This window comes from Terrimonas ferruginea DSM 30193 (assembly GCF_000425585.1).
GTDB lineage: Bacteria > Bacteroidota > Bacteroidia > Chitinophagales > Chitinophagaceae > Terrimonas > Terrimonas ferruginea.
The window spans coordinates 128,625-154,562 of sequence record NZ_AUDS01000018.1; the positions used below are offsets into that span (position 1 = coordinate 128,625).

The following is a 25,938-nucleotide window of genomic DNA, read 5'->3' on the forward strand; positions in this document are numbered from 1 at the left end:
GTATTGGGTTTTAAGTTACTACAAGCAGGCAAATTATTTATCAATGGTCGTTTGCTTCATTTCGTTTCTTCCAAAGAATGTAGGGAAATACATGAGTTCTGCGCGCACGGGATTCAGGTGGTATACACCACTGTAACGCGGCTCGAGCTCAAGCTGAAAACGGTGCTCACCTTTGGTCATGCGCTCGATGAAAATGACTGCTTTATCTTTCAGGTATTCGGCATGATTGATCCAGTTTTGTGGTTTGTTGCCATAGGTACAACCAGCCGGTATGGGAATTTCCAGTTGTACATAATCAGCGTCTTCATTCACCGTCACTTTCACGTGCAATATCACGCGTTCACCGGCTTTCAATTCCCCTACCGGGCGGCCGCTTCGTTCAAACCAGGATGCTACCTGGAATTTATCCGTTACCGGTTCGGGTTGGGTATTAAAAATGCGCTGATAGCAGGTCAGGTATAACAGGCCGCCGCCAATCTTGCGTATACCGATCGGTGTTGCGGGTTGGGTTATCGCTGTTTTAAAAGGAAATTCAGTTGTGCGGATGGTAGTGCCCGCCTGTATTTCCAGTGTAGTCTTTGATGTAAAATCTTGCTGTTCTTGCAGCAATCGCGGCAGGATCGCAGAAACAATCGTGGCCGATTCAACCGTGTTGACCCATCGGCCTGACTTTCTGCGCTCGAGAAAATACTGGATGATAGCATTCAGCTCGTTTTCATACCCTTTTTCTTTTTCCAGCACTTTAAATGCAAGTACGGTGCTGGCTACCGCATTGGCACTCCAATTATAAGAATCCGCTCCCCAATGCAATCCGCCGAGCATCGTGCGAATTTGTTTACGTATGAGTGATTCAAGATGTGCCTTATATGGTAATTGTTGTGCCTGTTCGATTTTCACCATCTGCCATTGCTGATGCAGGCTGATCGAGTCAAACGGAATTTTCGCCAGCCAGGAAGCATATTCACCTTCGTGTTTGGCCTCGCTCATGGTGTACAATGCGTCGAGCAGTGCATAACGGTCCATCAGCCGCAGATTGTTTTGCAAGTAAAGCAGTGCGTTGCGCACGTTGGTTTCGATCAACGGTTGACTGCGGAATGGCAACAAGGCTCTTGTAACATAATTCGTGATGACGGCATTGGTCACGCCATTCTGCCACCAGCCCCAACTGCCTTCAAAGCGCTGCGATTTTTGCAGCCGGTTGAGCAACTGCTGCATTTCTTTTTCATGCTTAAAAGGCTGTTTTAAGGTGGCTCTTATTTTCTGTTCCATGGCCAGTCCGGTCAATTTGGAAGCGGTTTGCTCCATGCAGTAGTAAGGATACTCTTTCAGTTTTTCTATTTCATCGAGTAATACATCGAGTGTATTATTCTGCGCGTATATCTCCACTTGTGCTGCATCAGCCAACGGTATAAAAGAAAATGCCGTGTCTTTCCCAAGCGTCCGGAAATCACCTTTTGCCTCCACAGTGCCTTTGCGCACAACGGGAATGCGGCGCAGCTCTCCATCACTGTAGCCGTTGGCAGTGCTGATCTCAAAGCGCGCCGATACAGTATCGGCGGTGGCAATGGCGATGGGCAATTCTTCTATTACCGAAGCATTTGCTTTCAGCGATGTGTTAGGTAAATTTTTGTTTTGGCCATTCCATTCAAACGAAGTCTGCAACAACACGTCATCGGTCGTGTAGTTGATCATTTTGCCAATAAGAACTGCCGAGTCTCCTTCCGTTAAGAATTGCGGGGTGGACAATTGTGCCAATACCGGTTTGAATGATTTAACGAACATACCAGTTTTAACGATGCGTCGTTTTTTATCCATGCCCACTACATAGGTGTGCCAGCCGGTAATATTATCGGGATAGGTAACGGTAAAGGAAACTTCGCCGTTCTCATCCGTGATCAGGTTGGGTTGCCAGAACGCATAGTCTCTGAATTTCTCCCGGATGCCTGTTTGGAAATCAGCGGTCGTGATGACGATCACACCATTGACCGCTCTGTCGCCATATAAGGCAGAGGCCGCCGCCCCTTTTAATATGTTCATCTGTGCATTTGACAGGTCCATATTGGCAGGCAGCTCCTCCATCATGATGCCGTTGATCACGTACAATGGCTTTTGATTGCCGTTGATCGATGAAATGCCCCGGATCGTGATTTGAGATGAACTTCCCGGCGTCCCAACGTCTACACCCGGTATTCTTCCCTGCAACAGTTGTTCGGAAGACACAACCGACACCGCTCCTGTAACGGACATTCTTCTTTGTGCTCCGTATCCGGTTACCACCACCTCATCCAGAGCGCCGTCGCTGACTTCAAGACTAACCGTCATGTCATCGGTATAAACAAGTTCTATTTTTACCTCCCTTTCGTAACTAATGTACCCGACTGCCGCCACAACTAATACATATTTTCCGGGGCTTATACTGTCGATCACAAATCTTCCGCCTTCACGCGTTACAGTGCCTCCCCGGTATCCTTTAAGATAAACGGATGCATTGAAAACCGGCTTATGACCTTTTGCATCCACCACCACGCCTTTTATCCTGGCTGATCCGCGCGGTAAAATCAACTGTGGTTCCGGTTTTGGTTTTCCTGCAGCTTCCCGTCTTGCATACTCGACCGCCATGCTGTCTTCCACTTCATACTGTCTGAGCAAAGCTGCAACATAGGTGTTCGTTGAATCGTAGCGCACCGAATCTACTTTCACGCACAAGGTGCCTCCGGGTTTGATATCAAGATTATTGTACACCGCAAAATTGCCACTCGGGGTAACCAGGACGAGACTATAAAGGCCGTGTTTCAATTGCGTGTACCGGTTGAAATCATACCTTCTTATTTTCGGATCATCAGGTTCAGCTACGTTATAAAGAATGCCGTATTGAAACGAAGAATCCTTTGGCATTTTTACCAACATCTTGCCGTTGTCATCCGGATTGCGTGATGACCGGTAAGAATAATCATTCGCTCGTAACCGTGCTATACGTGGTCTGGGCGCAGCCAATCGCATTGCCGGCGGTGCAACAATCGTATCTCCCAATGGCCATGCCGTATTGGCAACAACCGGAAGGTTCACTTTTTCCTCATTGCCCAATATGCGTTTCTTTTCCAGTCGTGCAATGCCGGGTGTAAGTTTATACTCATAACCCACTTCAAAGGGAAAACTAAAAGCAAAATCATCGGGCTTGTAATATTGTAAATTTTCTCCCGGCAAAAATGGGCCGATCAGGTGCGGCCTGCCATAACCGATGTATACCAGTTTGTGCCGCTGCCATACAAAAGCGTTGTTGGTACGGGAATCATTTTGCAATTGCCAGATGGAGGTCTCGATCTGCAGCCGTTCATTACCGGTATAAGCATCCGGCATTTCTTTTACCTGTGCATTGGCAGGCAGGTTGTCGAGATCAAAAGCTATATCCTGCTTATAATAAGGCTGCATGTAAACGCTGTCGATCTGGATATATTTATTACGCAAACGAATTCCGATCTGCACATAACCCGGCGCCACGGGAAAAGCATAAACAGATTTATCGGTAACGCCATTGTAATAAGCGAGTTGGCGGTTGAGGTACAATAAATATATTTCCTGCGGAATACCTTTTTGCACGGCATATACAGCCAGTTGTGGTGTAAAATCCGAGATCAGCGTGGCTTCCGACCGATACGGTTTTTCAGGAAACAATAGCTTGTAGTAGGCCATTGTATCCAATGAAAGCTTTTTGATCCAGCCTGTATTTTTCCCCAATGGATGGCGCAGGATGAGGCCGGTTTCTTCCGTTTCATAATTGCCCAATAATATCTGTCCACGCCACCTGTATTTTCTCAGATACGGCGGTTCCGGTACACGGATATTATCACCGAACTGACCGTTATAGCTGAGCGCCGTGAGGTTTACATTGCCGGCTTTTCTATCGAGATAGTCTCTCACTTTTACTTTAAGGGTATCGGTTTGTCCGGGATAAATAGTGCTGGCACCGCTGATATCTGCCTGTAAAATTTTATCCAATCGCGCAAGACTTTGCATGCCGGTTCTTTCTTCACCACCCCACCAGTACGACCATTTTAACGTGTAGATTTTGCCCGTCGGGATTATAATTTTTCCGGTAATAACCGCTGCGCTGTCAGCACCGTAATTCACTACTTTATTATTATTCAAAATAGTATAATGAACCGGTATCCGGTTTGGGTTGTCCAGTGTAAAACCTGCCGTATCATGTTGCTGAATGCGGTTGAATACAAGCTGATAGCTCTCCGGTTCAAATGTTTCGCGGATCACTCTTCTGTCATCGCCTGCTATCGTTGTAAATAAATAAGCGCTTGTATAAGGATCGATGTCTGTTTCGTAGGGAAATGCAATAACATCGGTTGTTTTTCTCTCCTTCTTCTTAACAAAACCGGATGCCGGCACAGATTCACCTTCTTTCAGGTAATGAGCGATCAGCCGTTTGCCTTTCAGTTTTACATCGATGGTATGTTGTTGGTGCAGGAAGCTGACCGTTTCGCTTTTCTCCTCCAGTTCGTTGTTGCTGTTGCGAAACTCCGCCACCAGTTCCAACTGCATGTCAACTGCCGGTATTGCGTTCAGCGGAAAATCAAAACGCGTTTCCGTATTCACGTCCAAAGGTTTCTCATCGCGCCAGAGCGTATCGGGTACAAATTCGCGATCGGTATACCAGTTGTTGATCTGGCCCGCTAACACATAAAATTTAACGCGTCCATCCATCACGGCCAGTCCGTTCACATCTTTCGCTGCGGCAAAAATGCTGAGCGTGTCGCGTCTTGTATAAACCTCTTTGCCTGCGCGTAATTTGTAAGAAGCTACTTCATCCAGCACATAATCTTCTATTTTGAAACCACCCGAAAGCAGCCGCTGTCCTTTTGCCGTTTTAAAAACGATCGTGTATTGTTTATCGCCCGGCAAAGAATCGCCCGGAAGGAACTCATAGATATAAGCACCATCCGTAGCGGATTTCAAGGTGGCGAGTTTCTTATCGATGTATTGCTTGTCGTAGTATTGGATATAAATATCAAGCGCTCCTTTAAGCGGTTTCCATTTGCGGTTCAGGATATAGGCTTTTAGCTTAACCGTGTCCTGCGGTTTGTATTTAGGCTGATTGAACAAGACATACCCGGTGCCGGCGTTCGCGTTTTTGTTGGACCTGTGCCGGTATTTACCTGAGCCGGCAAACACCCTTTTCAATTTTATGATGGGCCATGAAACAACCTTTCCGGCGCGGCCGTTACCGAAATTTTTCCACCATTGCGACCATACGCGCGGCGGATCATCTTCGTTATTCACCAGATCGACCAGCAGCGTATCACCGGGTACTGTCACTTTGATCAATGCATCGCCGGGTTTGCTGCTTGTTATGCGATAGGCTTTCGCAGCTCTATTGTATGGTGCCGGTTTACCCTTTACGGTTACCACTGCATTGCTGATATATTGCCCTGTCCGTTCATTCCTGACTTCCAGCAAAACCCGGTGCCGGTCATTGTGTGGCATGGCTGCAAGATTACTCTTACAGTATACTTCGGTAACGAGCTGATTATTGGCAGCGGAAACGATGAGGTAAGTACCCACCGGCAATGTCTCCGCTTTAAACGTATCGCTTAACACGGTAGCAAAGGGTGTTTGGGAAAGATAGCGCTCCGGGTAAACAACCGTTTTCCGGATATACTTTTCCGCAGTATCGGCTGGTATGCGATAGATCAGCGTCTGCCAGCCTGACCTGCGTGCCTTGGAAAGTGGTTGCTGCGCTATTGCAGGTAGGGAAACAAGCAGGAAAATGAATACGGCTAATCGGCGCATAGCAGATGGTTTGGGGAAAGGATGTGCCGTCCGCACGGATTACATAAATAAATGCTAAATAATTCAGGTATGTGTGTAACCTGTTTCTTTTTTTTAAACCCCGCGATACCATTACCTTAGCATCGCTAAAAAAAATGATATGAGCAAATACAAAGCCGGTGTGCTTTTCGGAGACGATCTGGAAGCACTCTACAAAGATGCCAAAGACAATCAGTTTGCCCTTCCTGCCGTAAATACAATCGGCACCAACACCATCAATGCCACGCTGGAGACTGCCGCGAAAGTTAATTCGCCCGTAATCATCCAGTTTTCCAATGGCGGAGCACAGTTCATTGCCGGAAAAGGCATGCCCAACGACAACCTGCAGGGAAATATTGCCGGCGCCATCTCCGGTGCGCTTCATATCCATAATGTGGCAAAATATTACGGCGTTCCTGTAGTACTGCATACCGACCACGCGGCTAAAAAATGGCTGCCCTGGATCAGCGGTCTGATCGACGCGGGTGAACAATATTTTAAGGAAAAAGGCCAACCTCTTTTCAGTTCGCATATGCTGGATCTCAGCGAAGAATCCATCGAGGAAAACATCGGAACATCGGTTGAATTCTTCAAACGCATGCAGCCGCTGGGCATGGGCATCGAGATCGAACTCGGCGTTACAGGCGGAGAAGAAGACGGCGTTGACAACAGCGACGTGGAGAACTCCAAGTTATACACGCAGCCTGAGGACGTGGCCTATGCCGTTAAAGAGCTCAGCAAGGTGGGCCGTCTCTTTACCGTAGCTGCGGCATTCGGTAACGTGCACGGTGTTTATAAACCCGGCAACGTGGAACTCCGCCCCGAGATACTGCACAACAGCCAGGTGCATATCGAAAAAGAATTCGGCACAGGTCCCAAGCCTGTTTATTTCGTATTCCATGGCGGTAGTGGTTCTCCGCAACACCAGATCCGCGAAGCCATCGGCTATGGCGCTATCAAAATGAACATTGATACCGATCTGCAATGGGCATTCTGGGAAGGTGTACTCAACAACTACAAAAAGAATGAAGGTTATCTGCAGGGACAGCTCGGTAGCCCCGAAGGCCCCGATTCTCCCAATAAAAAATACTACGACCCGCGTGTATGGTTGCGCAAAGGCGAAGAGAGCTTCATCAAACGTCTCGAAGTGGCGTTCGAAGATCTCAATTGCGTTAACAGAAACGCGTGAATGGTCAATCGTCAATCGTGAATATAAAAAAGCCAGGAATTTTTCCTGGCTTTTTTATATCAATAAGTCCATAAGTTCGGCTCAATTAGTTTGCGCCTTTGCGAGAATCCGTTGCTGGTATCGCGCAGGCAACGGCTGTTTACTTATAACTTAACACTTACTACTCAATTCTGTTGACTCTGCTGCAAATTGCGGAAATCCACACTTACCAGTTTGCTCACACCCGGCTCCTGCATGGTAACCCCATAAATCACATCCACCGTACTCATCGTTGTTTTGTTGTGCGTAACGATGATGAACTGTGAGTTGTCGCTGAACTGACGGATCATGTTGGTGAATTTGCCAACGTTGGCGTCATCGAGCGGGGCGTCCACCTCATCGAGGATACAGAACGGTGCGGGCTTGATCAGGTAGATGGCAAACAGCAGCGCCGTTGCGGTAAGGGTACGCTCTCCACCACTGAGCTGAGTAAGCGTGGTCGGGCGTTTACCTTTCGGACGCGCTACTACATCGATACCTGTTTCGGCAAGGTTCTCCGGATTATCGAGTATCAGATCGCAATGGTCATCTTCGGTGAACAGGGTCTTGAACACTTTGATAAAGTTATCGCGCACCTGGTTGAATGTTTCGAGGAATTTCTGGTTAGCCGTTGCTTCCACTTCTTCGATGGTTTTGAGCAGGCTGTCCTTGGCGTTTACGAGGTCGGTCTTTTGTTCAACGATGAACTCATAACGCTTTTTCATCTCGGTGAACGCTTCGATTGCCGTCGGGTTTACTTCGCCCAGATTCTCGAGGCGTTTCTTCATGCGATCGGCTTTCTCCTGTAATTCTTCTACCGGCACATCACCGCTACGCTCTTCGTCGAGGATGTCTTCCAGTTGAATGCGGAACTCTACATTCAGTCTCTCCTTGGTACCGGCGAGCTGGAGTTTCAGTTCGTTCAGTTTATCCTTGATGGCCGCAAGCAGGTGTTCCACCTGTTCTTTGTCTTTTACTTTATGACGCAGCTCGCTTTCTTTTTCGCTCAGTTGGTTGCGGATGTTGTAGTAAGTCTGATCCGCTTCGTTCAGTATTTGCTGTTCTTCCTCGCGGCGGCGCATCAGTTCAACTAATCCTTCTTCCAATCCTTTCAAGGTGGAAGCTGATTCGTCGATATTACCGGATGTGTCAGCGAGTTGAGCGGTATTGCTTTCAATCTGCTGTTTCAGGTCGTTGAGCTGGTTGGTTTTGAATTCCAGCTCCTGCTTCAGCGCGGTGATCTTGCTTTGCTGGCGCGTAACATTCAGGTTGAATTCGTTGTATTGCTGTGTGGCTTCGTTATAACCCTGCTCTGATGCCTGGAAGTCTTCGTTCATTTCCGCCAGGCGCGATTGATAAGACTGCAGTTGTTCGTTGAGGATGGCCAGGTCGTCGCGCACACCCTGCACAGACTGCTGCGTCTGTTGCATCTGCATGGTCATTTCTTCCAGTCGCTGAAGGCTGCTGCCTTGCAGGCTTTGCAGGTTCTCGATCTTGTTTTGTAAAGCAAATACCTGGTTGGTCAGTTGCTGGATTTCTTTTTCCGTTTCGCGGAGTGCCGCTTCACGCAGGTCTTCGCTGTAAGCGATCACTTCGTTGTGACGTGCCTGGATCTGTGCACGCAAACCTTCCACTACTTCGTGCTGACGGTCGATGTCTTCACGCAGTTTCTCCAGGTTCTTCACACGTCCGATCTTCTTGCCTTCGATCATTCCAACACTACCGCCGGTAAGAGAATATTTTCCTTTTACATATTTGCCGCTTTTCTCGATCACCACAAAACCGTTGCTGTTTTGTAAGGCGCTTTCCTGTTCGGCTACAAACACGTTACCTAACAGGTGTACGGCCAACTGGCGGTATTTCTCCTCCACTTCCACTACATCGAGGGCAGCAATGCCGCCTTCCAGTTGGTGATCGGCCGTGGCATGTGCATGTTCGTTGATCTTATCGAGCAGGAAGAAGTTGGCCTTGCCTTTCTTGTGGTCGTCGAGCAGTCGCACAGCCTGCAGTCCCTCTTCGAGGTTGTTGACTACGTAATAGCTGAGATAAGGCTCCAGCACATTTTCGAGGGCGGTACGGTATTCTTCTTTTACGTAAAGAATATCGGAAAGGATCGGCGCGGTATGATTCCAGCCGGTGTTGTTGTGCAGGAACTTCACACTTTCGGGATATCCTTCCATCGAGTCGATCATGCTTTTCAGCAGGTCGTGTTCGTTTTTCTTTGAATCGAGTTTGCGTGTTTCTTCCGCCAGTTCGTTGCGCAGTTCTTCGAGCACGGATTGTGTCTGAAGAATTTGCTCACGCGTTTGTTCCTGGTGACGTTGCAACTGTTCGAGGTCTGTCTTCTTCACCTCCAGTTCCTTTTCACGAACCAGCCGTTCTTCATCCAGTTGACGGAGCTGGCTGTCGCGTTGTTCGCGTTCGTCTTCTATTTGCTGAATGGCGCGTTGCAGGTTTTGAACGGATGTATCGGCAACGGCTACTTTTTTCTCTGCATCGAACTGGTTGCGTTGTACCTGCTGGTATTCGTTACGGAGCGAGTCGAGTGACTGGCGTTTTTCATCCAGCACTTTGCGGCGTGCGTCGGCCTCTTCGCGCAGGTTCACCAGTTGATCGGAAAAGCCGGAAAAGGCTTTCTCTTCTTCTTCGATCTGCAGGCTGGTGAACAAAATGCTTTCGTCGATGCCTTTGAGCTGGCCACCTGCTTTTTCCAGGAATGCTTTCAGGCTTGTTTCGCGTTCTTTGAGGTATTCGAGGCGTTGTGCTGCGAGGTTCTTTTCGTTCTCGCGGGTGCGTACCTGTTGTACGAGTTCGTTGAACGTATGTTGCATGCTTTGCAGCGCGCGTTCTTTTTCGATGAAACCAACTTTCTCCTGCTCGAGTGCCGCTTCTGCTGTGGCGATCTCGGCTTCCATGCGTACTTTCTTATCGGTCTCGGTCTCGTGTTTTTCTGTAAGGTCTTTGTAGGTGAGGTTGAACCCTTCGAGTGCTGCTTTGGCGAGTTCGATGCTGATCTCGCGGTAATCTTTTTTAATCTCGTGGTATTTCTCCGCCTTCTTTGCCTGGCTTTCGAGTGCTTTCAACTGGTTGTTGATCTCGAACAGCAGGTCTTCGATACGGGCGAGGTCCTGCTCGGTAGCATCGAGTTTCTGGCGGGCTTCTTTCTTCCGCGTTTTATAGATGGAAATGCCGGCAGCCTGTTCCAGCATGCGGCGGCGGCTGTTGTCTTTGTCTTTGATGAGGTCGTCCACCATGCCCAGCTCGATGATGGCATAGGAGTCGGTGGAAATACCGGTATCCATGAACAGGTTCTGGATATCCTTGAGACGGCATTGCACGTCGTTAAGACGGTATTCGCTCTCCCCGCTTTTGTAAAATTTGCGGGTGATGGTAACGGTGCTGAATTCGGTGGGCAGCAGGTTCCGCGTGTTCTCAAAAGTGAGGCTCACTTCGGCCAGGCCGCTGGCGGAACGGGTCTTGGAACCGTTGAATACCAGGCTGTCGAGGTTTTCGCTCCTCAACTGGCTGATCTTTTGTTCGCCGATCACCCAGCGGATGCTGTCAACGATATTGGATTTTCCGCAACCATTGGGCCCCACAATACCGGTAATGTTGTCGTCGAAGTTCACAACCGTCTTGTCGGCAAAGCTTTTGAAGCCCTTGATTTCTAAACTCTTTAATCTCACAACTTTCAGATTTAGTCAGGCGGCGAATATAAGCCAAACCGGGCAGATTAAAGGAGGCCTTTCACCCCTTTTATGCACAAGCCGCGGGGAAAACATGTGGGAAGAAAACGGTCTTTTTTCTTGCGGCTGCCGGGAGCTGTTGCCACAGGGTTGTCACTCACCGGGGCGAGTTTTGGCAAAAGACAAATTTTATGGAAAAAACAGACCTTCTCAAGACCGATCCTGACTACTACCGTGCAACAAAACACCCGTCCATGCTGCGTTTGGGCCCACTGCCCTACTTATCCGTTTCCGGCCAGGGCGATCCGTCGGGCAAAGCTTTCGCAGAAAGGGTAAAACTGCTGTACAGCCTGATTTACGCTGTTAAGTTCCGGTACAAGGAAGAAAACCGGGATTTTGTGGTGGCTAAACTGGAGGGACTTTGGTGGTACGACGAAGCACGCTGGGGTACACCATCAGTATCCGAAGCGCCCAAAGTGATCCCCCGGGACGTGTGGGAGTACAAATTGCTGATCCGGCTGCCCGTTTTTGTGACGGCAGAATCGGTAGCAGCCACCTGGAATGCCATCGCCGGCAAAAGGCAGATTGCGGGCGTAGAACCACCCGCTTTTGAATTGCTGGAAGAAGGCGACGTGGTACAAATCCTGCACACCGGTCCATTCGACAAAGAACCTGAGACGCTGGCCAGGCTGCAGGAATACATGTCGGATAAAAAAATGGACAGGAATGGCTTTCACCACGAAATCTACCTCTCCGATTTCCGGCGTACGGCTCCTGAAAAACTGCGCACCATTCTCCGCGAACCCGTGAAAGTTTTCGGAACGGGAATTGCCTGACTATGCGTAAATTGAATACATGACCGATGTCACCTACCGTTCCCTGCAACGGCTTCTCTACCTTGCTGCGGCACTCTTTATCGGAATATGGTTTTTGCACGAAGTGCTGCAGGTTGTGCTGTTGTTTTTCTTCGCGATTGTATTTACGATCGTGCTGAATGCGCCGGTGACCTGGCTGGAAAAACGTAACTGGTCGCGGACATGGGCGGCATTGGCGGTGTTCTTTGGAATGATCGTGTTTCTCGGACTGATCGGATGGATGGTGGTGCCTAAAATTGTGACACAGGTAAAACTGCTGGCCACGAATCTTCCGGGATACATCGAACAACTGCGGACGATGTTGTCGGGCTGGCTGGGCGACCAGGTGACGGAAGAATCAAACCCGCTGACACCCGAAGCCCTGAAGGCCGATATGCCTTCTGCATCGACGCTTTTTTTCGGCATCGGTCAGTACTTCATGGGTGTGGCAAGCCGCATACTGCTGGTGATCTTTTTCTTCTGCCTGGTGATATACATGCTTATTAATCCGCGTCCGCTACTGGCTTTGTATCTCTCTTTTTTTCCTACACAAAAAAGAGATACCGCAGCAGAAGCTTTTGCCAATGCATCCGTAATGACGATCGGTTGGATGTGGTCCAACATTTTTGCCGGCGCTATCCGCGCAACGATAGTGTGGATATTCCTGTACTTTATGGGGATTCCCGGTGTATGGGTTTGGGCGGGCGTCACTTTTTTTGCGGAGCTTATTCCGCGGATAGGTTTTTATATCATGTCGGTACCTCCTATTCTCATCGCACTGACCATCTCCCCGACCCTGGCGATGTGGACAGCCGGTTTTTATATCGTGCTCGACGAGATTATCGGTGATTTGATACTGCCACGCATCCGTTCCAATACGATGAAAATTCATCCGGTATCGATCCTGCTGATGTTGATGCTGATGTCGGCGGCATTCGGGATCATGGGTGCTTTCATCGCTACACCCTTAACGGCTTTTATCAAAGCGCATTTTGAAGCATTCAACAAAAATCGCCAGGAGCCCGAACTGAAAGACCGCAATATCGAGCGGATGTTATTCCGGAAGTGAGGCTTAGAGGGCCGAAGTATCGGCCTCAGCAAGTTCCTATTCACCATTCACTATTCACCATTCACTTCAACGATTCCTGCTGCTGCGGAAAAGGTGAGTTTGTCAACCGGTAACGTTTGGCCACGGCCAGGTTGCGGATCAATTGTGCCAGGCAACAAACCGCCACAATGCCCAATACGATCCATGCGGCCTGTATCACCAGCTGGTCTTCTGCATTGCCACGCTCCTGTCTTTTGGAAATGATGCCATATAATGCCCAAACAACGACCAACCCAAAGAATACATTCTTACGTGCGAAGATCATGAACAGGCTCAATAAACCTGCTACACCAATCATGATGCGCGCCCAATTAACAGCAGCAATACCTGCACCGTCCCAGTTTTTGGACACCAGAAAAATGGAAAGATTCGCAATCGTGGCAATACTGATCCAGCCCAGGTAAATACTCAAAGGAAATTGCGTGAATATTTTGCTGCCAGCCGTCTCGTTGGGTTGATGGATGTGAAGCTGTCCATGAATAACGATCAGGGTAACGAGTTGACCCAATATCAATGCTGCCGCTACCGCTACATTGCCTGAAGTCCAGACGATGAGCCAGCCGATGGTCAGCAAATTGTTGACGATAAACCAGCCACCGGCCTTGCGGATGTCGACATTACCCGGATGATCGAAAGGTTTTGTAAAGGCGACAATCAGATGCCTGATTGTAAAAGCCAGCAAAGCTGTGTAAATAACGCCCCAAATAGCAAACGTAAAGCCCGCCGGTGTAAAGAAGGAGTCGTAACGATCCGATACGTCGCCTACATTGTTTTCGTTGATTAACTGCGATTGTGTGCCGTAAGCGAGTATGATCTGTGCTACAACTGCCAACAGGCAAAGCATGGCAAGGTTTTTTGTCTTTTGCATAACAGGGAGGTTTATTCCCTGAATGTAGATAAAAAACTATGCCACGGCACGGAAAGTTTGTTCAGCCATGACATTACACATTTCTTTATTTTTAATAAAAAACCGATTATGCTTAGCCGAATCACCTTCTCCACCGCAATATTGGCCCTTAGTCTGGCTGCCTGCAACAACACCGATAAAACAAACGGATCATCAACCGATAATAAGGACACGCCCATCGTTCAGCAAACTACGCCGGTTGCACCGGATAACTTATCGACCGATACCACCAAACATCTGCAAGGCACCTGGGTGCTCAATTATATCACTGGTCCGCGGATTGCATTCGACGGATTATATCCTGAAAACAAACCACAGATACAGTTGGATGCCTCCGGTAATCTCTCGGGTAACACGAGTTGTAACAGCTTCTCTGCTCCGTTGACCATTACCGGTCATGAATGGAAAACCGGCGACATTACGCAAACTGAAAAGGCCTGCAAAGGAAGTGGTGAACAGGTTTTTCTTTCCACGCTTAAGAAGGTGAATAAGTATGACGTGACAGATGGTAATACCTTGCAGTTAATGTCGGGAGATATTGCGGTCATGCGGTTTACAAAGAAGTTATAAGTTTTAAGTTATAAGTTGTAAGTAACAGCCAGCCTGTTCTTTGCGTCTTTGCCCTTTATGCGCCTTTGCGTGAATTTTCCGCTGTTCACTATAACCTACCATTTATTACCTATTACGGCTGTTCCTGGCATAATAATTTGTCCCTATAAGCAAACAAGCATATGAAGAAGAAACGTTTTAGAAACTACCTGAGCAAGCGTGCGGAAAATACACCGATGAAAGACCAGGAATCGGTGGCCTCTCATTCTGATGAAAAGATCGATCAGGATTACCCGGGATTTCCGCGCGGCCATGCTTCCAAAAAGATCATCAAACCCGAAACGGAGACAGACGAAAAAACCGCAGACGTTGATAATTCCGACGGTGAAAAAGAATCTGGTTAATGTACGCCGTTACGCAACTGTAATGCTTTGTCGTACACACGCAAAATAGCATCACGGATAGCAGGCCACTCAAATTGCGCCAACCGGTGTTCCCTGTTTTGAAAGAAATGAATATCGAGATACGGCGCATTCACCAGGTGTTCGCGGGCGAAACCTGCGTTAGCCGTATCGATCAATTCATCATGTGCACCCTGCATATAGGCCACCGGCACGCGGATGTTTTTCCATAGCGGCAGCATTTTTTCCAGCTCCTCTTTGTGATGCATCTTTTCTGTATTGGCCGAACGGAAGATGCGCGGGATGAACCAGCGGATCGACCAGTGCTCAATCATGGGAGTAAACCAGAACATCTTTTCCAGGCCCGGTCCCAGCGAAGGTCCGGTCAATACCAATCCATCCACCAGTTCAGGATAATCCATAGCCAGGCGACACGCAACGGAAGAGCCATAGGAACCACCGGCGATGATCACCGGGTGATGCGCTTTGGTTAAACTATCCAATAAGGGGCGGATCAATGCAGCCTGTTCCCCGATCGAAGGTTCCGGATTGCCCAGTTCCGAATAACCGTATCCAGGCCGGTCAACCGTGATCATCCGGAAGGTTTTTTGTAAGGAAGAATCGGCGTATCGCCCGGCATAATAACTCATGGAACCCGGCGAACCGTGCAGCATCAGTAAGGTAGGCAACGAATCGGCACCTACTACGGCATAACGCAATGTTCTTCCCCTGGCCGTGTAATAACCGATCTTGCCGTCGATGCCGCGTTCTGTAAACATTTTACGCAGTTCGTCATCCGGCTTGCGGAACTGTACAAACTGGTCAAAAATCAGGCAGGCGATGATGAATACAACCAGTGAGGTTATAAGAATGCGAAGTGACCGTCGGAGCCAGCGGTAAGGTCGCTGTTTGTTTTTCATGGTTGTATCTTTGATCTCGTAAATTAATTCTTCACCGGGAAACCGGAACAATAACGTTTATAACATTCCTGTTAAGTTTTTGTTGGCAAACCTGTTTTATGGAATATAGACAATTGGGAAAAACCTCCGTCAACATATCAGTGATTTCATTCGGCTGCATGTCGCTCGGGCAGGATCAGGCGGTGAACGATTCGCTGATTCGTAGTGCGATCGACGCAGGCATTAACCTTTTTGATACGGCGGATATCTACGATAAAGGACAAAACGAACGAAGCGTAGGCCATGCCCTGCGCGGTATCCGCGATAAAGTCATTCTTTGTACGAAAGTTGGTAATGTGGTAAAAGCGGATGGCAGCGGTCTTGACTGGAATCCATCACCGCCTCATATCCTGAAGTCTGTTGACGAATCCCTGCAGCGGTTGCAAACCGATTATATCGACCTCTATCAATTGCATGGCGGCACCATCGACGATCCGCGTGCGGAGATCATCGCCACCTTCGAGAAATTACAGCAACAGGGAAAGATCAGGTATTATGGCATCTCCTCCATTCGTCCGAATGTGATCCGCGAATACGTAGCGCAATCACCTATCAGCAGCGTGATGATGCAATACAGCCTGCTTGACCGCCGGCCCGAAGAAACCGCCCTTTCTTTATTAAAAGAAAATGATATCAGCGTACTGGTTCGCGGTGCACTGGCACAGGGCCTGCTCGCGGGTAAACCTGCCCGCGACTATACGGGCTATGATAAAGAAACGGTGAGGCAATTGCAGGAGATAATCAAACGCTATTCTTCACCTGAACGCTCCGCGGCGCAAACCGCCTTGCAGTTTGTATTAAAAAATCCGGCTGTCACTTCTGCCGTTACCGGCATCCGCACTCCGGAACAATTAACTGAATTAACCAAACGGGTACCGCAACTCACCGATGAGGAATATGCAACTATCAAAGCCGCAGCAGCACCCAACCGGTACACCGATCATCGCTGACCGGCGATATCGTTTTTAAAGATTTTTTCCAGCATCGCATACAGTTCCGGATGCTTTTCGCGGAGCAGTTCGGGACGCTCAAAGAAATATTCCGATACTACCGCAAAGAATTCGGCTTCGTTCGTGGCGCCATACACGTCAATGTCCGACCGGTTCTGCCGTATTTCCTGTATACAACGGCGGATCAGTTGAATCCACGGAATCGAATATTGATGTTGTAAAAGCGCTTCAGGAATATCGTCCGTATCGCCGTCGGTCTTGTCGATCAGGTGCACAAATTCGTGGATGGCGGTATTGCGTTTGTCGGTGGTATTGGCAAAACCCTGCTCCAGGGCCTGGCGCGAAAGCATCATTACCTGTTGCAGCGGTCCATTGCCTACCATACCGAGTATATCGCGGTCGGGTCCGCGCTGCGCGAAATCGGTATTAAACGTTTCGGGATAAAGTAAAATCTCCCGGAGATTGGTATAATGCCAATCGGGGAATGCAAAAATCGGGATGATGGCGCTGGCGCCGACGAGTACGCGGTCGAGTTCGGTGACGGTCACTCCCACCCCGGTGACGCTCACTCTTTGTAAAAAATCCAGCACTCTTTGTTCAAACTGCTGTTGCTGCGCCTCAGCCAACCGCTGATAAAATTTCACGTGTTTTTCCAGCAAAGGCCTGATGCCGGCGGCATCCAGCCCGTCCCCGGCCGTGCCTTTCCGGCGGGTGACGTAACGGATCATGGCGGCAACAATCACCAATAACACAACGAAAATGATAAATCCGGCTATTTTCATGGGAGTAAATTAAACAACCGGGATAATTCTTTTGCAATTATTTTTGGTCCACAAATTTACCTGCATGGTATCCTACAACCCGAAGGAGTGGTTTTCCTTTATTTTTCGCTTTCACAAAGCCGATACATTCCGTAAGCTTACGCCGCTGATCCTCGGCATTGCCGCCTATTCCGGGCTGATCGCTTTTCTGGAACTGGAATACTGGCAACTATCGCAAAACAGCTATGTAAAAGGTATTCCGGCCATGCACGGCCTGCTAGGCTTTGCCATTTCCATGTTGCTGGTATTCCGCACCAACACAGCTTATGACCGTTGGTGGGAAGGCCGCAAACTCTGGGGAAGCCTGGTAAATAACAGCCGCAACCTCGCGCTCAAACTCGACACTATCTTCGGTAAAGATTTTCCGGAAGAACGTTCTTTTTTCCGCACCATGATTCCGACTTATGCAAGCGTTCTGCATAAACATTTGCGAAGCGAACATACCCGTGTGGAATTATTCGACGACAACAAACACAAAAACATCCTGGACGCAATCGATCATGAAAAGCATGTGCCCAACCAGGTAGCTTCGCTCATGTATCGCCATATACACCAGTTGTTCGTTGATAAAAAAATTACGGGTGAACAATTGCTTTTTCTGAATGCGGAACTGCAATCGTTCACCGATATCTGCGGCGCCTGCGAACGTATCAAGAACACGCCTATCCCCTATTCGTATACGGTGTTCATCAAAAAATTCATTTTTATCTATATCATGACACTGCCGTTCGGCTATGTGTTCAGTCTCGGTTATTATGTGATTCCCGTAGTGGCTTTTGTATTCTATGTACTGGCCAGTCTGGAGATGATCGCTGAAGAAATCGAAGATCCGTTTGGCGGAGATGCCAACGATGTGCCTACCGAGAAAATTTCCCAGAAAATCCAGGAAGGCGTTGAGGACATCCTTGACGGTGCCTGATCAATCGAATGCTTATGAGACCAATCATTTTAGCGGCCTGTATCTTTTCAGGCCTTGCATCACAGGCGCAGCAGACCATTCCCCTGACCGTGGAGCAAATCATGCAGGATCCGGCATGGATAGGCACCTCACCATCCCGTCCGCGATGGCCGGCCAACAGTGAGCGGTTGTATTTCGACTGGAACCCGGTGCGTGCTGTGTCCGACTCATTGTATATGATCGATCCGCGGAAACCTGCCCCGGAGCGCGTGAGTACTGTTTCCCAGAAGGAAATCATCTGGGACGATGCAGTTACTTATAATAAACAAAGAACCGCCGGCGTATTCAGCCGCGAGGGTGACGTATTTTATTTTACCCAAAAGCCATTCCGGGTGGTGCGGATTACGGAAACGGTGGACATCGAGAGCAATCCCGCTTTTTCCTATACTGATACACGGGTGGTGTATCAACGCAATCAGCAATTGTATGCCTGGGACATTCAAACCGGCAGCACGCGCCAGTTGATACAATTTCAAACCGGTGAAGCCAACGAGCGTCAGGCAAAACCTTCAACCGAAGAAGAATGGTTGAAAAAAGATCAGTTGAGTTACATGCAGGTGTTGAAAGAGCGCGCAGATAAAAGCAAGGCAGCGGAAGAAGCACGCCGCGCGGCGCAATCCAAACCGCTCCGCAAAATCAGTATCGGTGATCAGACATTGCAGGATCCCGCGGCAAGTCCCGACGGCAGATTCATTACTTACCGTTTGGTAAAACAAGCTGCGGCAAAAACGACGATCGTCCCGGCTTATGTAACAGAATCCGGGTATACAACCGATATACCGGCGCGCACCAAAGTGGGTAGCCCGCTTCGCAGCACTACTTTTTATTTATACGATAGCGTGCGGGATACGGTATGGAAGCTGGCCACGGATTCATTACCGGGCATCTATGATATACCGGCTTATATGAGTGACTATCCGAAGGCGGTATCCGATAAAAAAGAAAAAAAACCGCGGGAGACCATGGTGTATGGCCGCGAATGGAATGCCAGCGGAACCAAACTCCTGCTCGATATCCGTGCGCAGGATAACAAAGACAGATGGCTGGTACTCTGGGATACAGCTTCCCGTCAATTATCATTGGTAGAACGCCAGCATGATGACGCGTGGATCGGCGGCCCGGCCGCTTCGCAGGGAAGTTTCGGCTGGATAAATGAAACGAATCTCTGGTATTTATCGGAATACTCGGGTTATAGTCATTTATATACCTATGATGTTGTGCAAACCAAAAGCAAAGCCCTTACAGGAAGTGATTACGAAGTGCAGCAGGCGCAACTATCCATCGATAAGAAAAATTTCTACCTCACCACCAACAAAGTTCATCCGGGCGAAAAGCATTTTTATCGCATGTCAGTGGATGGAAAGACTACTGTTCAATTGACGAAGTCCGAAGGTGCGCACCAGGTTTATTTGTCGCCGGACGAGCAATGGATGGCGGTATTGTATTCGGGTATGGTGCAACCCTGGGAACTGTACCTGCAAAAAACAGCCGATGCACTGGCTGGCAAAGCGCCGTTGCAGATCACGAACCTGGCGATGACGGATAGTTTTAAAAAATACCAATGGCAAAAGCCTGAGTTGACAACAATCGTTGCCCGCGATGGTAAACGCGTTTATGCCAGAATATACCAACCAACCGATCCAAAGCCCAACGCACCGTTGGTATTCTTCGTACATGGCGCCGGTTATTTACAAAATGCGCATAAATGGTGGAGCAGTTATTTCCGGGAATTCATGTTCAATAATCTGCTGGCGCAAAAAGGCTACTATGTAGTGGATATGGATTATCGTGGCAGCGCGGGTTACGGGGGCAACTGGCGTACCGGTATTTATCGTCACATGGGTGGCAAAGACCTGACGGATCATATCGATGCCATCGAATACATGCGGCATCAGTATAAAGTAGATACCGGTCGTGTTGGCATCTATGGCGGTTCATACGGCGGCTTTATTACCTTGATGGCTCTGTTTACCAGTCCGGGTACATTCAAAGCAGGCGCGGCTTTGCGCCCGGTCACGGATTGGGCCAACTACAATCATGGTTATACGGCCAATATTCTAAATGAACCACAGACCGACAGCATTGCTTACCGCAAGAGTTCGCCTATCTATTATGCGTCGGGATTGCAGGATCATCTGCTGATGTGCCACGGTATGGTGGACGTGAATGTGCACTACCAGGATGTGGTGAAACTGTCGCAGCGGCTGATCGAACTGGGCAAGGACAACTGGGAACTGGCCCCCTATCCGATGGAAGATCACGCCTTTGTGGAGCCATCGAGCTGGACGGACGAGTACAGGCGTATATTGAAACTATTTGAAACAATTTTAAAAAAGGATCGGTAACTTTAAGGGTTCTATCTCCAATTATCAACTAACTTTTTCTTCTACATGATGAAAAAAATAATGTATGCGCTGGTCATGACCGGCCTGAGTTCTGCGGCACTGGCTCAGCAGGCACTCTCCTATTCGCCTGAAAAACCAAAAGCCGGCGACGTAGTTAACTTTGAATACGTGCAAGGCGGTGACCTTACGGGCATCCAGGCATTGCCACAGGCAAGAATTTATTTCTATGGCGGCCCGATGACCAAAGTGGTGGAAGTGCCGCTTACCCGCAGCAAAGGCAAACTGGTTGGCAATGTGAAGGTGGACAGCGCCGCCAACCTGATGGTATTTGCTTTCACTGCAGATAACAAATTCGACCACAACGATTCAAAAGGATATTACACCAACCTGTATAACGGCGACAGCATAAAGGCCGGCAGCTATATCAGTCTTGCCTCCTTCTATTCAGGTATGGGCCGCAGAAGTGCGGGTGTTGACCTGAACAGTGCTTACGCGGTGGAAGCGTACAACAAAGAATTTGCGCTTTATCCAGCCAGCCGCAAAACCAATCTGTTTGGATATGCACGCGCGCTGAACAACGAGAAAAAAGCGGAAGCAGCGCCGATCCTGCAAAAAGAAATCGAAAGCCTCCTCAAAGAAGGACTGACCAAAGAATCCGACTATACATTGGTAGAAAACCTTTACAATGTGTTGAAACTGCCTCAGCAGGCAAAACTCGTTGCTTCATTGAAGAAAGAAAAATATCCTGATGGCTCCTGGAAAGCGGGCGAAGCAGCGGATAAATATTATGGAGAAAAAGACGTAGCCAAAAAACTGGAACTGCTGAAGGCGCTGGAAAGCCGTTCGGCTTCTGACAGTAACTGGGCTTACCTGAAAGGAACACTGCCTTTTTACCGCCAGATGATGGCAAATGCCTATGCCAATGCAAAAGACTGGGATGGTTTTAAAAACTATGTAGCGGCTGCAGGATTCGATGATGCGACGAAAGCGGGCATTTGTAACAGCGTAGCCTGGAAACTGCAGGAAGACAGCAGCAATCTCCAATATGCAATGGAGCTTTCCAAATTTGCAACGGAATGGGCACAGAAAAATTACAAAAAGCCCACGGATCCCAAGCCTGATAACATGACAACGGATCAATGGAAAGAAAACCGCAAATATGCGTATGGTCAATATGCAGACACCTACTCGATGGTGCTGTACAAACTCGGCAAATCCAAAACCGCGCTTCCTTATATCCGTGAAGCAACATTTGACATCAACGAAGGAAAAAACCCGGACTACAACAATACCTACGCGCTCGTAGCGTCGAAGGCACTGCCAGTGAAAACATACAAACCACAACTGGAAAAATTTGTAGTAGAAGGTAAATCGACCAGCAAGATCAACGAGATCCTGCGTGAAGCTTATGGTAAGAAAGACGGATTTGACGACTACATGGCCAACCTGCAAAAAGCCGGTCAGGTGAAAATGCTGGAAGACCTGCGTAAATCCATGCTGAATGATGCGGCTCCTGCATTTGCATTAGTGAACCTGGAAGGAAAAACCGTAAGCCTCGCTGATCTGAAAGGAAAGGTAGTGGTAGTAGACTTCTGGGCCACCTGGTGCGGTCCTTGTAAGGCGTCCTTCCCCGGCATGCAGAAAGCGCTGAACCAATACAAAGATGACCCTAATGTGAAATTTGTCTTCATTGACACCTGGGAAAATGTAGCCGACAAAAAGAAAAATGCGGCCGACTTTATTACGAAAAATAGCTACACGTTCGATGTGCTGATGGACACGGAAGACAAAGTAGTCTCCCAATTCAAAGTGGAAGGCATTCCGACCAAATTCGTAATCGACAAAGAAGGCAAGATCCGCTTCAAAGCGGTGGGCTTCGATGGCAGCGACGACAAACTGGTTCAGGAGCTGACAGCGATGATCCAATTGGCGAGTGGCGAGGAAAAGAAAGCTTTTTAAAATCTTTTTTTAGATATAATGGAGAGACCGGCTTTAGGGCCGGTCTTTTTTATTTGTCTTCCAAAATATTATAATGAAGTTATGTTGCTCCTTCGTATCTAGATCAATCTCGCATTGTGCTACTTGAACTGAATTTAAAGTGTCACCCTCGAGTAAGCGACTATTTTTAATCAAGTAGTCTGTGACAAGGCGTTCTTTTTTTCTCGAATCATTTACGTGATGTTCTTAAGTACTACAATAACGTCGATAGTACTATCCGCTTACGCAATCGATGGCCGGTTGACTGTCGACAACAACCTGGTAGAGAACAGCATACGCCCGGTAGCACTGGGTAGGAAGAATTATTTGTTTGCCGGCAGTCATGAAGCAGCGAAGCGGCATGTTGTATTCTTTAACCCGGCACCTGTAAGATGCACGGTATAGATCCTTATACCTGGCTGAACGAAGTTCTACACCTTATCGCTGGTCACCCGGTTAACAAAGTAGCTGAACTTCTGCCACATCGATACAAAAACAATTAGCGATCAACGGGTGTAGTTGCTCGGAGGCTTACAGTGTATCAAACACTAATACTTTATAAACTCTTTCGCTACAAGTTTAAGTTCCGAAATCTGTTTCTTTAAATCTTCGCGACGAGTTTTTTCTTCAACAAATGACAAATACTGTTCTGCATCTTCAAGTAAGGCCAAATCTTTTTCAGGATCACCATCATAAGGATACCCGGCATCTATTTCATGCTGATTCATATTAACCCCATTTAGCAGCATCAAAAAAAATAAGGATAGCGTATCCTGATCATTGGGGTTTAAGTCAACAGATTTCCTCAAGAGCTTCGAATCAAAGCTCCATTTATATGGGATTGGGTTATCTGGCTCATCATTAATCCAATTGGCAATTTCTGGCTTTATCAACTCCTTATTAAAGTTCTCAGGAATATATAAGCTATAATTATCTGTCTGAAAAGCAAGATCGTAAATATTATTTACAAGCCATCGACGTGATTTATTTTCTTCATTTTTGAAATCAGAGAAAAATAAACTCAACTCGTTAAATGCTTCCTTTCTCAAGCCTTTTTCACGATAGTTTAAATAATTGATATAATGAATAGTTCATTTTGTCTTTTCAATGTCCTCCATATTTACCATTGTTTATTTTATAACATTTTGATGCTGTTTTAGTTTGTTATCATCTGCTTTGCCTGCATTAAAATGTCCTGGTTGATCTCCTTTGCCTCCATCATTATATTTGGCTGGCTTATCTTGTCTGATTTTAATCTTTTGGCCTTTTGAATTTGTATATTCATACTGTTTAACATTCCTATTGTTAAGTTTAGCCTTATTGCCCTGGTCTGTATTAGGTTTTATGGTTCTGTCGGGTTGCTGACTTCTAGGGATGCCATTTTGATCCTTTGCATTTCGCAAGGCTTCCCTTGCAGTAATTCTCGGTCTTGTTGGCTTAAGCGATTCTAGGTTTAGCTTCGAGATAGTTCGTCAACCGTAACGATCATTTTTGTTCCGAAAATCACAGCTTTTTTAGGTATTACGCTATTCGGCTAGTCAATCATTTATTTTTTTTCCCTTGGAAAAATAAATAAAATAACCCAACAAGTATAAAAGCACCGAACCCTGCCATACCCCATTTATCATCAGAAGTATCGATGATAGTGGGAAAATAAAGATCATGCTTATTGTTGTAAAGTACTTCTATCGAGTCGCCGACATTTAACGTTGCACAAATCTGAGGCCCTACATTGACAATCTCATTTTCTTTAGAACCTCTGAAAACAAAATAATTTTGACTGTTCTTACTTCCCCTGCAGTGCACCTTATCAACCCGAACTTTGAATAATTCGCCAGATTCCATCGTTTCAATGTGCATCCGATATCTGAAAAAAGACAGAAGAAACAATATCGTCATCAGACAAATAAAAGCCAGATAAATATGTCTCGGCTTAATTTTTGCAAAATTCATGATTCAAAGTTATTACTTTTATCAAAATGGTCTGGGGGGAACGTTTCTGGCATTATCCGCTTTAGGTCGATTATCGTTCTGAAATGAGCCAAAAAGTGATGGAGTAGGTTTTGATCCGACAGAATTTCCAACTACATCCCTTTCAATTGTTCCTTTTAGAGCCGTTTTAGATGCAGTCTCTGCGGTGCCATTTACCGCGGACTTTATTGCTTGGTTACCTCTATTAATCCAATTCAGTTTACTCTGTGCATCATCCAATCTATCGATCTTTCTCTGTGGAACCGGAGATGTACTACTCTCAATAGAATTCTCGGCCTGTCTAACCATTTTTCTAGTCGGATCGATGCGAATTGTAGGATGTTGTATCTCAGGCATAGGAATCATATCAACACCTGTTTGAACAGGATCTACCATGCCATTTTTTCTATACTGATCAGCGGCACTAAAACTACCATTTACAACTGCTGTTTTTACCAAAGCTGCTGTTCCCTGTTCATATGCAGAAATTCCCCCGGTAGCAAACCCTGCACCTGCGGCAGCAAACGTTTGCTTTAAATCTAAATCATTCCAAACTGACTTAAGCGTAGGACTTTTCCCTTCTGCCAACGAGTTCACGACCGATGACGACACCTGAATTGTTACGTCCACTACAGCACCAATAAATGCGCCAATAATACAACTTGGACATTCTCCCGTAGGATCAGCATTTTTTACAGGATCATTCCATGCGAACTGATAAGGTGTTAGCTTCTCTTGTCCCCCTTCGTTAGATAAAGGGTCTATCTGTATAAATTTTCCATTCTGCTGATCGTAGGTACGTGCGTTAAAGTCTAACAATTCCAAACCAGAGCCATCGTTAAATTCTTTATTTTGTAATTCATTGCCGTTGTACCCATTCCGATTTTTAGGATTGCCAAACTGACTGGCCTTCGAACTTATCCCCGCCATCGTCAACCCAAAGGGATAATAATGCGTCTCTTCTAACAGCGCACTGCGTGTATGCACCAACTGCAGGTTATCAAAGAACACATTCACCGGACTCTCGTTGCTTACATAGACATAAAGATAACCGTTTTTGGTGGCAGCGAGATTTTGCAGGTCAGAGAAGTGGTCTTTGGTAAAACCGGTCGGATTTACCGGACTGGCGCCACCGCTGACCATTTTAAATTGTTCGTCGAAGAAGATGTAGTTGATGAACGCTTTGGGGCGTTGCGGATAACTCGCATCATCCCGGCTTGGGTCATTGATAAAGGCGCCTAGCGGCGTGGTGATATCGGTGATCGCATTCAACTGGCTGGCGGTAGCTTTCCCGGCAGCCGCACTGCCCGGTGCGCCGAGTAAGCCTGATAAGATATCCAGCACCACCGGTGCCACATTGGGCGAGCCGGAGGTATTCGGTGTGTACCAATGGCTTTTCCCAAAAACATCCACCTTGTCTCCCGCCAT

At 47.5% G+C, this 25,938-nt stretch carries 21 protein-coding genes; 11 read left to right on the forward strand and 10 right to left on the reverse strand.

What is annotated here, in order from left to right; translation table 11 throughout:
• Positions 1-33: 33 nt before the first annotated feature.
• Positions 34-5,799 carry a carboxypeptidase-like regulatory domain-containing protein gene (locus tag H608_RS0106915; RefSeq protein ID WP_028787035.1) on the reverse strand — a complete coding sequence of 1,922 codons (5,766 nt, stop codon included), beginning with the start codon at positions 5,797-5,799 and terminating at the stop codon, positions 34-36.
• Between the two features lie 139 nt (positions 5,800-5,938).
• Between H608_RS0106915 and fbaA the strand changes: the two genes are divergently transcribed.
• Complete coding sequence (gene fbaA / locus H608_RS0106920; RefSeq protein ID WP_028787036.1) at positions 5,939-7,006, forward strand: class II fructose-bisphosphate aldolase; 1,068 nt, start codon at positions 5,939-5,941, stop codon at positions 7,004-7,006.
• A 164-nt stretch (positions 7,007-7,170) separates the two neighbouring features.
• On the opposite strand, the gene smc is transcribed toward fbaA, so the two are convergent.
• Both smc and H608_RS24820 read right to left on the reverse strand, forming a co-directional pair.
• Positions 7,171-10,710 (reverse strand): chromosome segregation protein SMC, encoded by a 3,540-nt coding sequence (gene smc, locus H608_RS0106925; protein ID WP_028787037.1) that lies wholly within the window; start codon positions 10,708-10,710, stop codon positions 7,171-7,173.
• A 47-nt stretch (positions 10,711-10,757) separates the two neighbouring features.
• The gene (locus H608_RS24820; protein WP_281169171.1) at positions 10,758-10,889 is read right to left on the reverse strand and encodes a hypothetical protein; all 132 of its coding nucleotides are present in this window, start codon (positions 10,887-10,889) and stop codon (positions 10,758-10,760) included.
• A gap of 12 nt (positions 10,890-10,901) precedes the next feature.
• Here H608_RS24820 and H608_RS0106930 point away from each other — a divergent pair, with 12 nt between their 5' ends.
• Together H608_RS0106930 and H608_RS0106935 are read left to right on the forward strand one after the other, a co-directional pair.
• On the forward strand, positions 10,902-11,546 hold the full coding sequence (locus tag H608_RS0106930; protein WP_028787038.1) for a GyrI-like domain-containing protein: 645 nt from the start codon (positions 10,902-10,904) through the stop codon (positions 11,544-11,546).
• A 19-nt stretch (positions 11,547-11,565) separates the two neighbouring features.
• Positions 11,566-12,633 carry an AI-2E family transporter gene (locus H608_RS0106935; protein WP_028787039.1) on the forward strand — a complete coding sequence of 356 codons (1,068 nt, stop codon included), beginning with the start codon at positions 11,566-11,568 and terminating at the stop codon, positions 12,631-12,633.
• A 61-nt stretch (positions 12,634-12,694) separates the two neighbouring features.
• Here H608_RS0106935 and H608_RS21545 read toward each other — a convergent pair whose 3' ends face one another.
• Complete coding sequence (locus tag H608_RS21545) at positions 12,695-13,540, reverse strand: tryptophan-rich sensory protein (protein ID WP_051268106.1); 846 nt, start codon at positions 13,538-13,540, stop codon at positions 12,695-12,697.
• Positions 13,541-13,648: 108 nt separating this feature from the next.
• Here H608_RS21545 and H608_RS24235 point away from each other — a divergent pair, with 108 nt between their 5' ends.
• Together H608_RS24235 and H608_RS0106950 are read left to right on the forward strand one after the other, a co-directional pair.
• Positions 13,649-14,149 (forward strand): META domain-containing protein, encoded by a 501-nt coding sequence (locus tag H608_RS24235; protein ID WP_028787040.1) that lies wholly within the window; start codon positions 13,649-13,651, stop codon positions 14,147-14,149.
• A 161-nt stretch (positions 14,150-14,310) separates the two neighbouring features.
• On the forward strand, positions 14,311-14,532 hold the full coding sequence (locus H608_RS0106950; RefSeq protein WP_028787041.1) for a hypothetical protein: 222 nt from the start codon (positions 14,311-14,313) through the stop codon (positions 14,530-14,532).
• Here the strand turns inward: H608_RS0106950 and H608_RS21555 are convergent.
• Entirely contained in the window at positions 14,529-15,449 is a 921-nt protein-coding gene (locus H608_RS21555; protein WP_155990079.1) for an alpha/beta fold hydrolase, read from the reverse strand. The two genes, H608_RS0106950 and H608_RS21555, sit on opposite strands and share 4 nt — an antisense overlap.
• 98 nt (positions 15,450-15,547) lie before the next feature.
• Here H608_RS21555 and H608_RS0106960 point away from each other — a divergent pair, with 98 nt between their 5' ends.
• Complete coding sequence (locus tag H608_RS0106960) at positions 15,548-16,438, forward strand: aldo/keto reductase (protein WP_028787042.1); 891 nt, start codon at positions 15,548-15,550, stop codon at positions 16,436-16,438.
• Here the strand turns inward: H608_RS0106960 and H608_RS0106965 are convergent.
• A complete protein-coding gene (locus H608_RS0106965) occupies positions 16,429-17,220 on the reverse strand; it encodes a M90 family metallopeptidase (protein ID WP_028787043.1) in 792 nt (263 codons plus the stop codon). The genes H608_RS0106960 and H608_RS0106965 overlap by 10 nt on opposite strands.
• Before the next feature lie 64 nt (positions 17,221-17,284).
• Between H608_RS0106965 and H608_RS0106970 the strand changes: the two genes are divergently transcribed.
• The 5 genes from H608_RS0106970 (at position 17,285) to H608_RS24925 (ending at position 23,042) form a co-directional block, all read left to right on the forward strand.
• A complete protein-coding gene (locus H608_RS0106970) occupies positions 17,285-18,178 on the forward strand; it encodes a bestrophin family protein (protein WP_028787044.1) in 894 nt (297 codons plus the stop codon).
• A 14-nt stretch (positions 18,179-18,192) separates the two neighbouring features.
• A complete protein-coding gene (locus tag H608_RS0106975; protein ID WP_038007564.1) occupies positions 18,193-20,562 on the forward strand; it encodes a S9 family peptidase in 2,370 nt (789 codons plus the stop codon).
• Between the two features lie 45 nt (positions 20,563-20,607).
• Positions 20,608-22,521 carry a redoxin domain-containing protein gene (locus tag H608_RS23485; RefSeq protein WP_051268109.1) on the forward strand — a complete coding sequence of 638 codons (1,914 nt, stop codon included), beginning with the start codon at positions 20,608-20,610 and terminating at the stop codon, positions 22,519-22,521.
• Between the two features lie 219 nt (positions 22,522-22,740).
• The gene (locus H608_RS24045) at positions 22,741-22,944 is read left to right on the forward strand and encodes an IS66 family transposase (protein ID WP_071836930.1); all 204 of its coding nucleotides are present in this window, start codon (positions 22,741-22,743) and stop codon (positions 22,942-22,944) included.
• Positions 22,932-23,042: a transposase domain-containing protein gene (locus H608_RS24925; RefSeq protein ID WP_081658815.1), complete on the forward strand. Its 111-nt coding sequence runs from the start codon at positions 22,932-22,934 to the stop codon at positions 23,040-23,042. Before H608_RS24045 ends, H608_RS24925 begins: the two co-directional genes overlap by 13 nt.
• 45 nt (positions 23,043-23,087) lie before the next feature.
• Here H608_RS24925 and H608_RS0106985 read toward each other — a convergent pair whose 3' ends face one another.
• From H608_RS0106985 to H608_RS0107000, 4 genes are all read right to left on the reverse strand, one after another.
• Positions 23,088-23,588 carry a hypothetical protein gene (locus H608_RS0106985; protein ID WP_028787046.1) on the reverse strand — a complete coding sequence of 167 codons (501 nt, stop codon included), beginning with the start codon at positions 23,586-23,588 and terminating at the stop codon, positions 23,088-23,090.
• A gap of 81 nt (positions 23,589-23,669) precedes the next feature.
• Positions 23,670-23,942, reverse strand: a complete 273-nt coding sequence (locus tag H608_RS0106990) for an HNH/endonuclease VII fold putative polymorphic toxin (RefSeq protein ID WP_028787047.1) — start codon at positions 23,940-23,942, stop codon at positions 23,670-23,672.
• Between the two features lie 139 nt (positions 23,943-24,081).
• Positions 24,082-24,492 (reverse strand): hypothetical protein, encoded by a 411-nt coding sequence (locus tag H608_RS0106995; protein ID WP_028787048.1) that lies wholly within the window; start codon positions 24,490-24,492, stop codon positions 24,082-24,084.
• A gap of 21 nt (positions 24,493-24,513) precedes the next feature.
• A partial coding sequence (locus tag H608_RS0107000; RefSeq protein WP_028787049.1) for an RHS repeat-associated core domain-containing protein occupies positions 24,514-25,938 on the reverse strand: 1,425 nt, incomplete at its 5' end.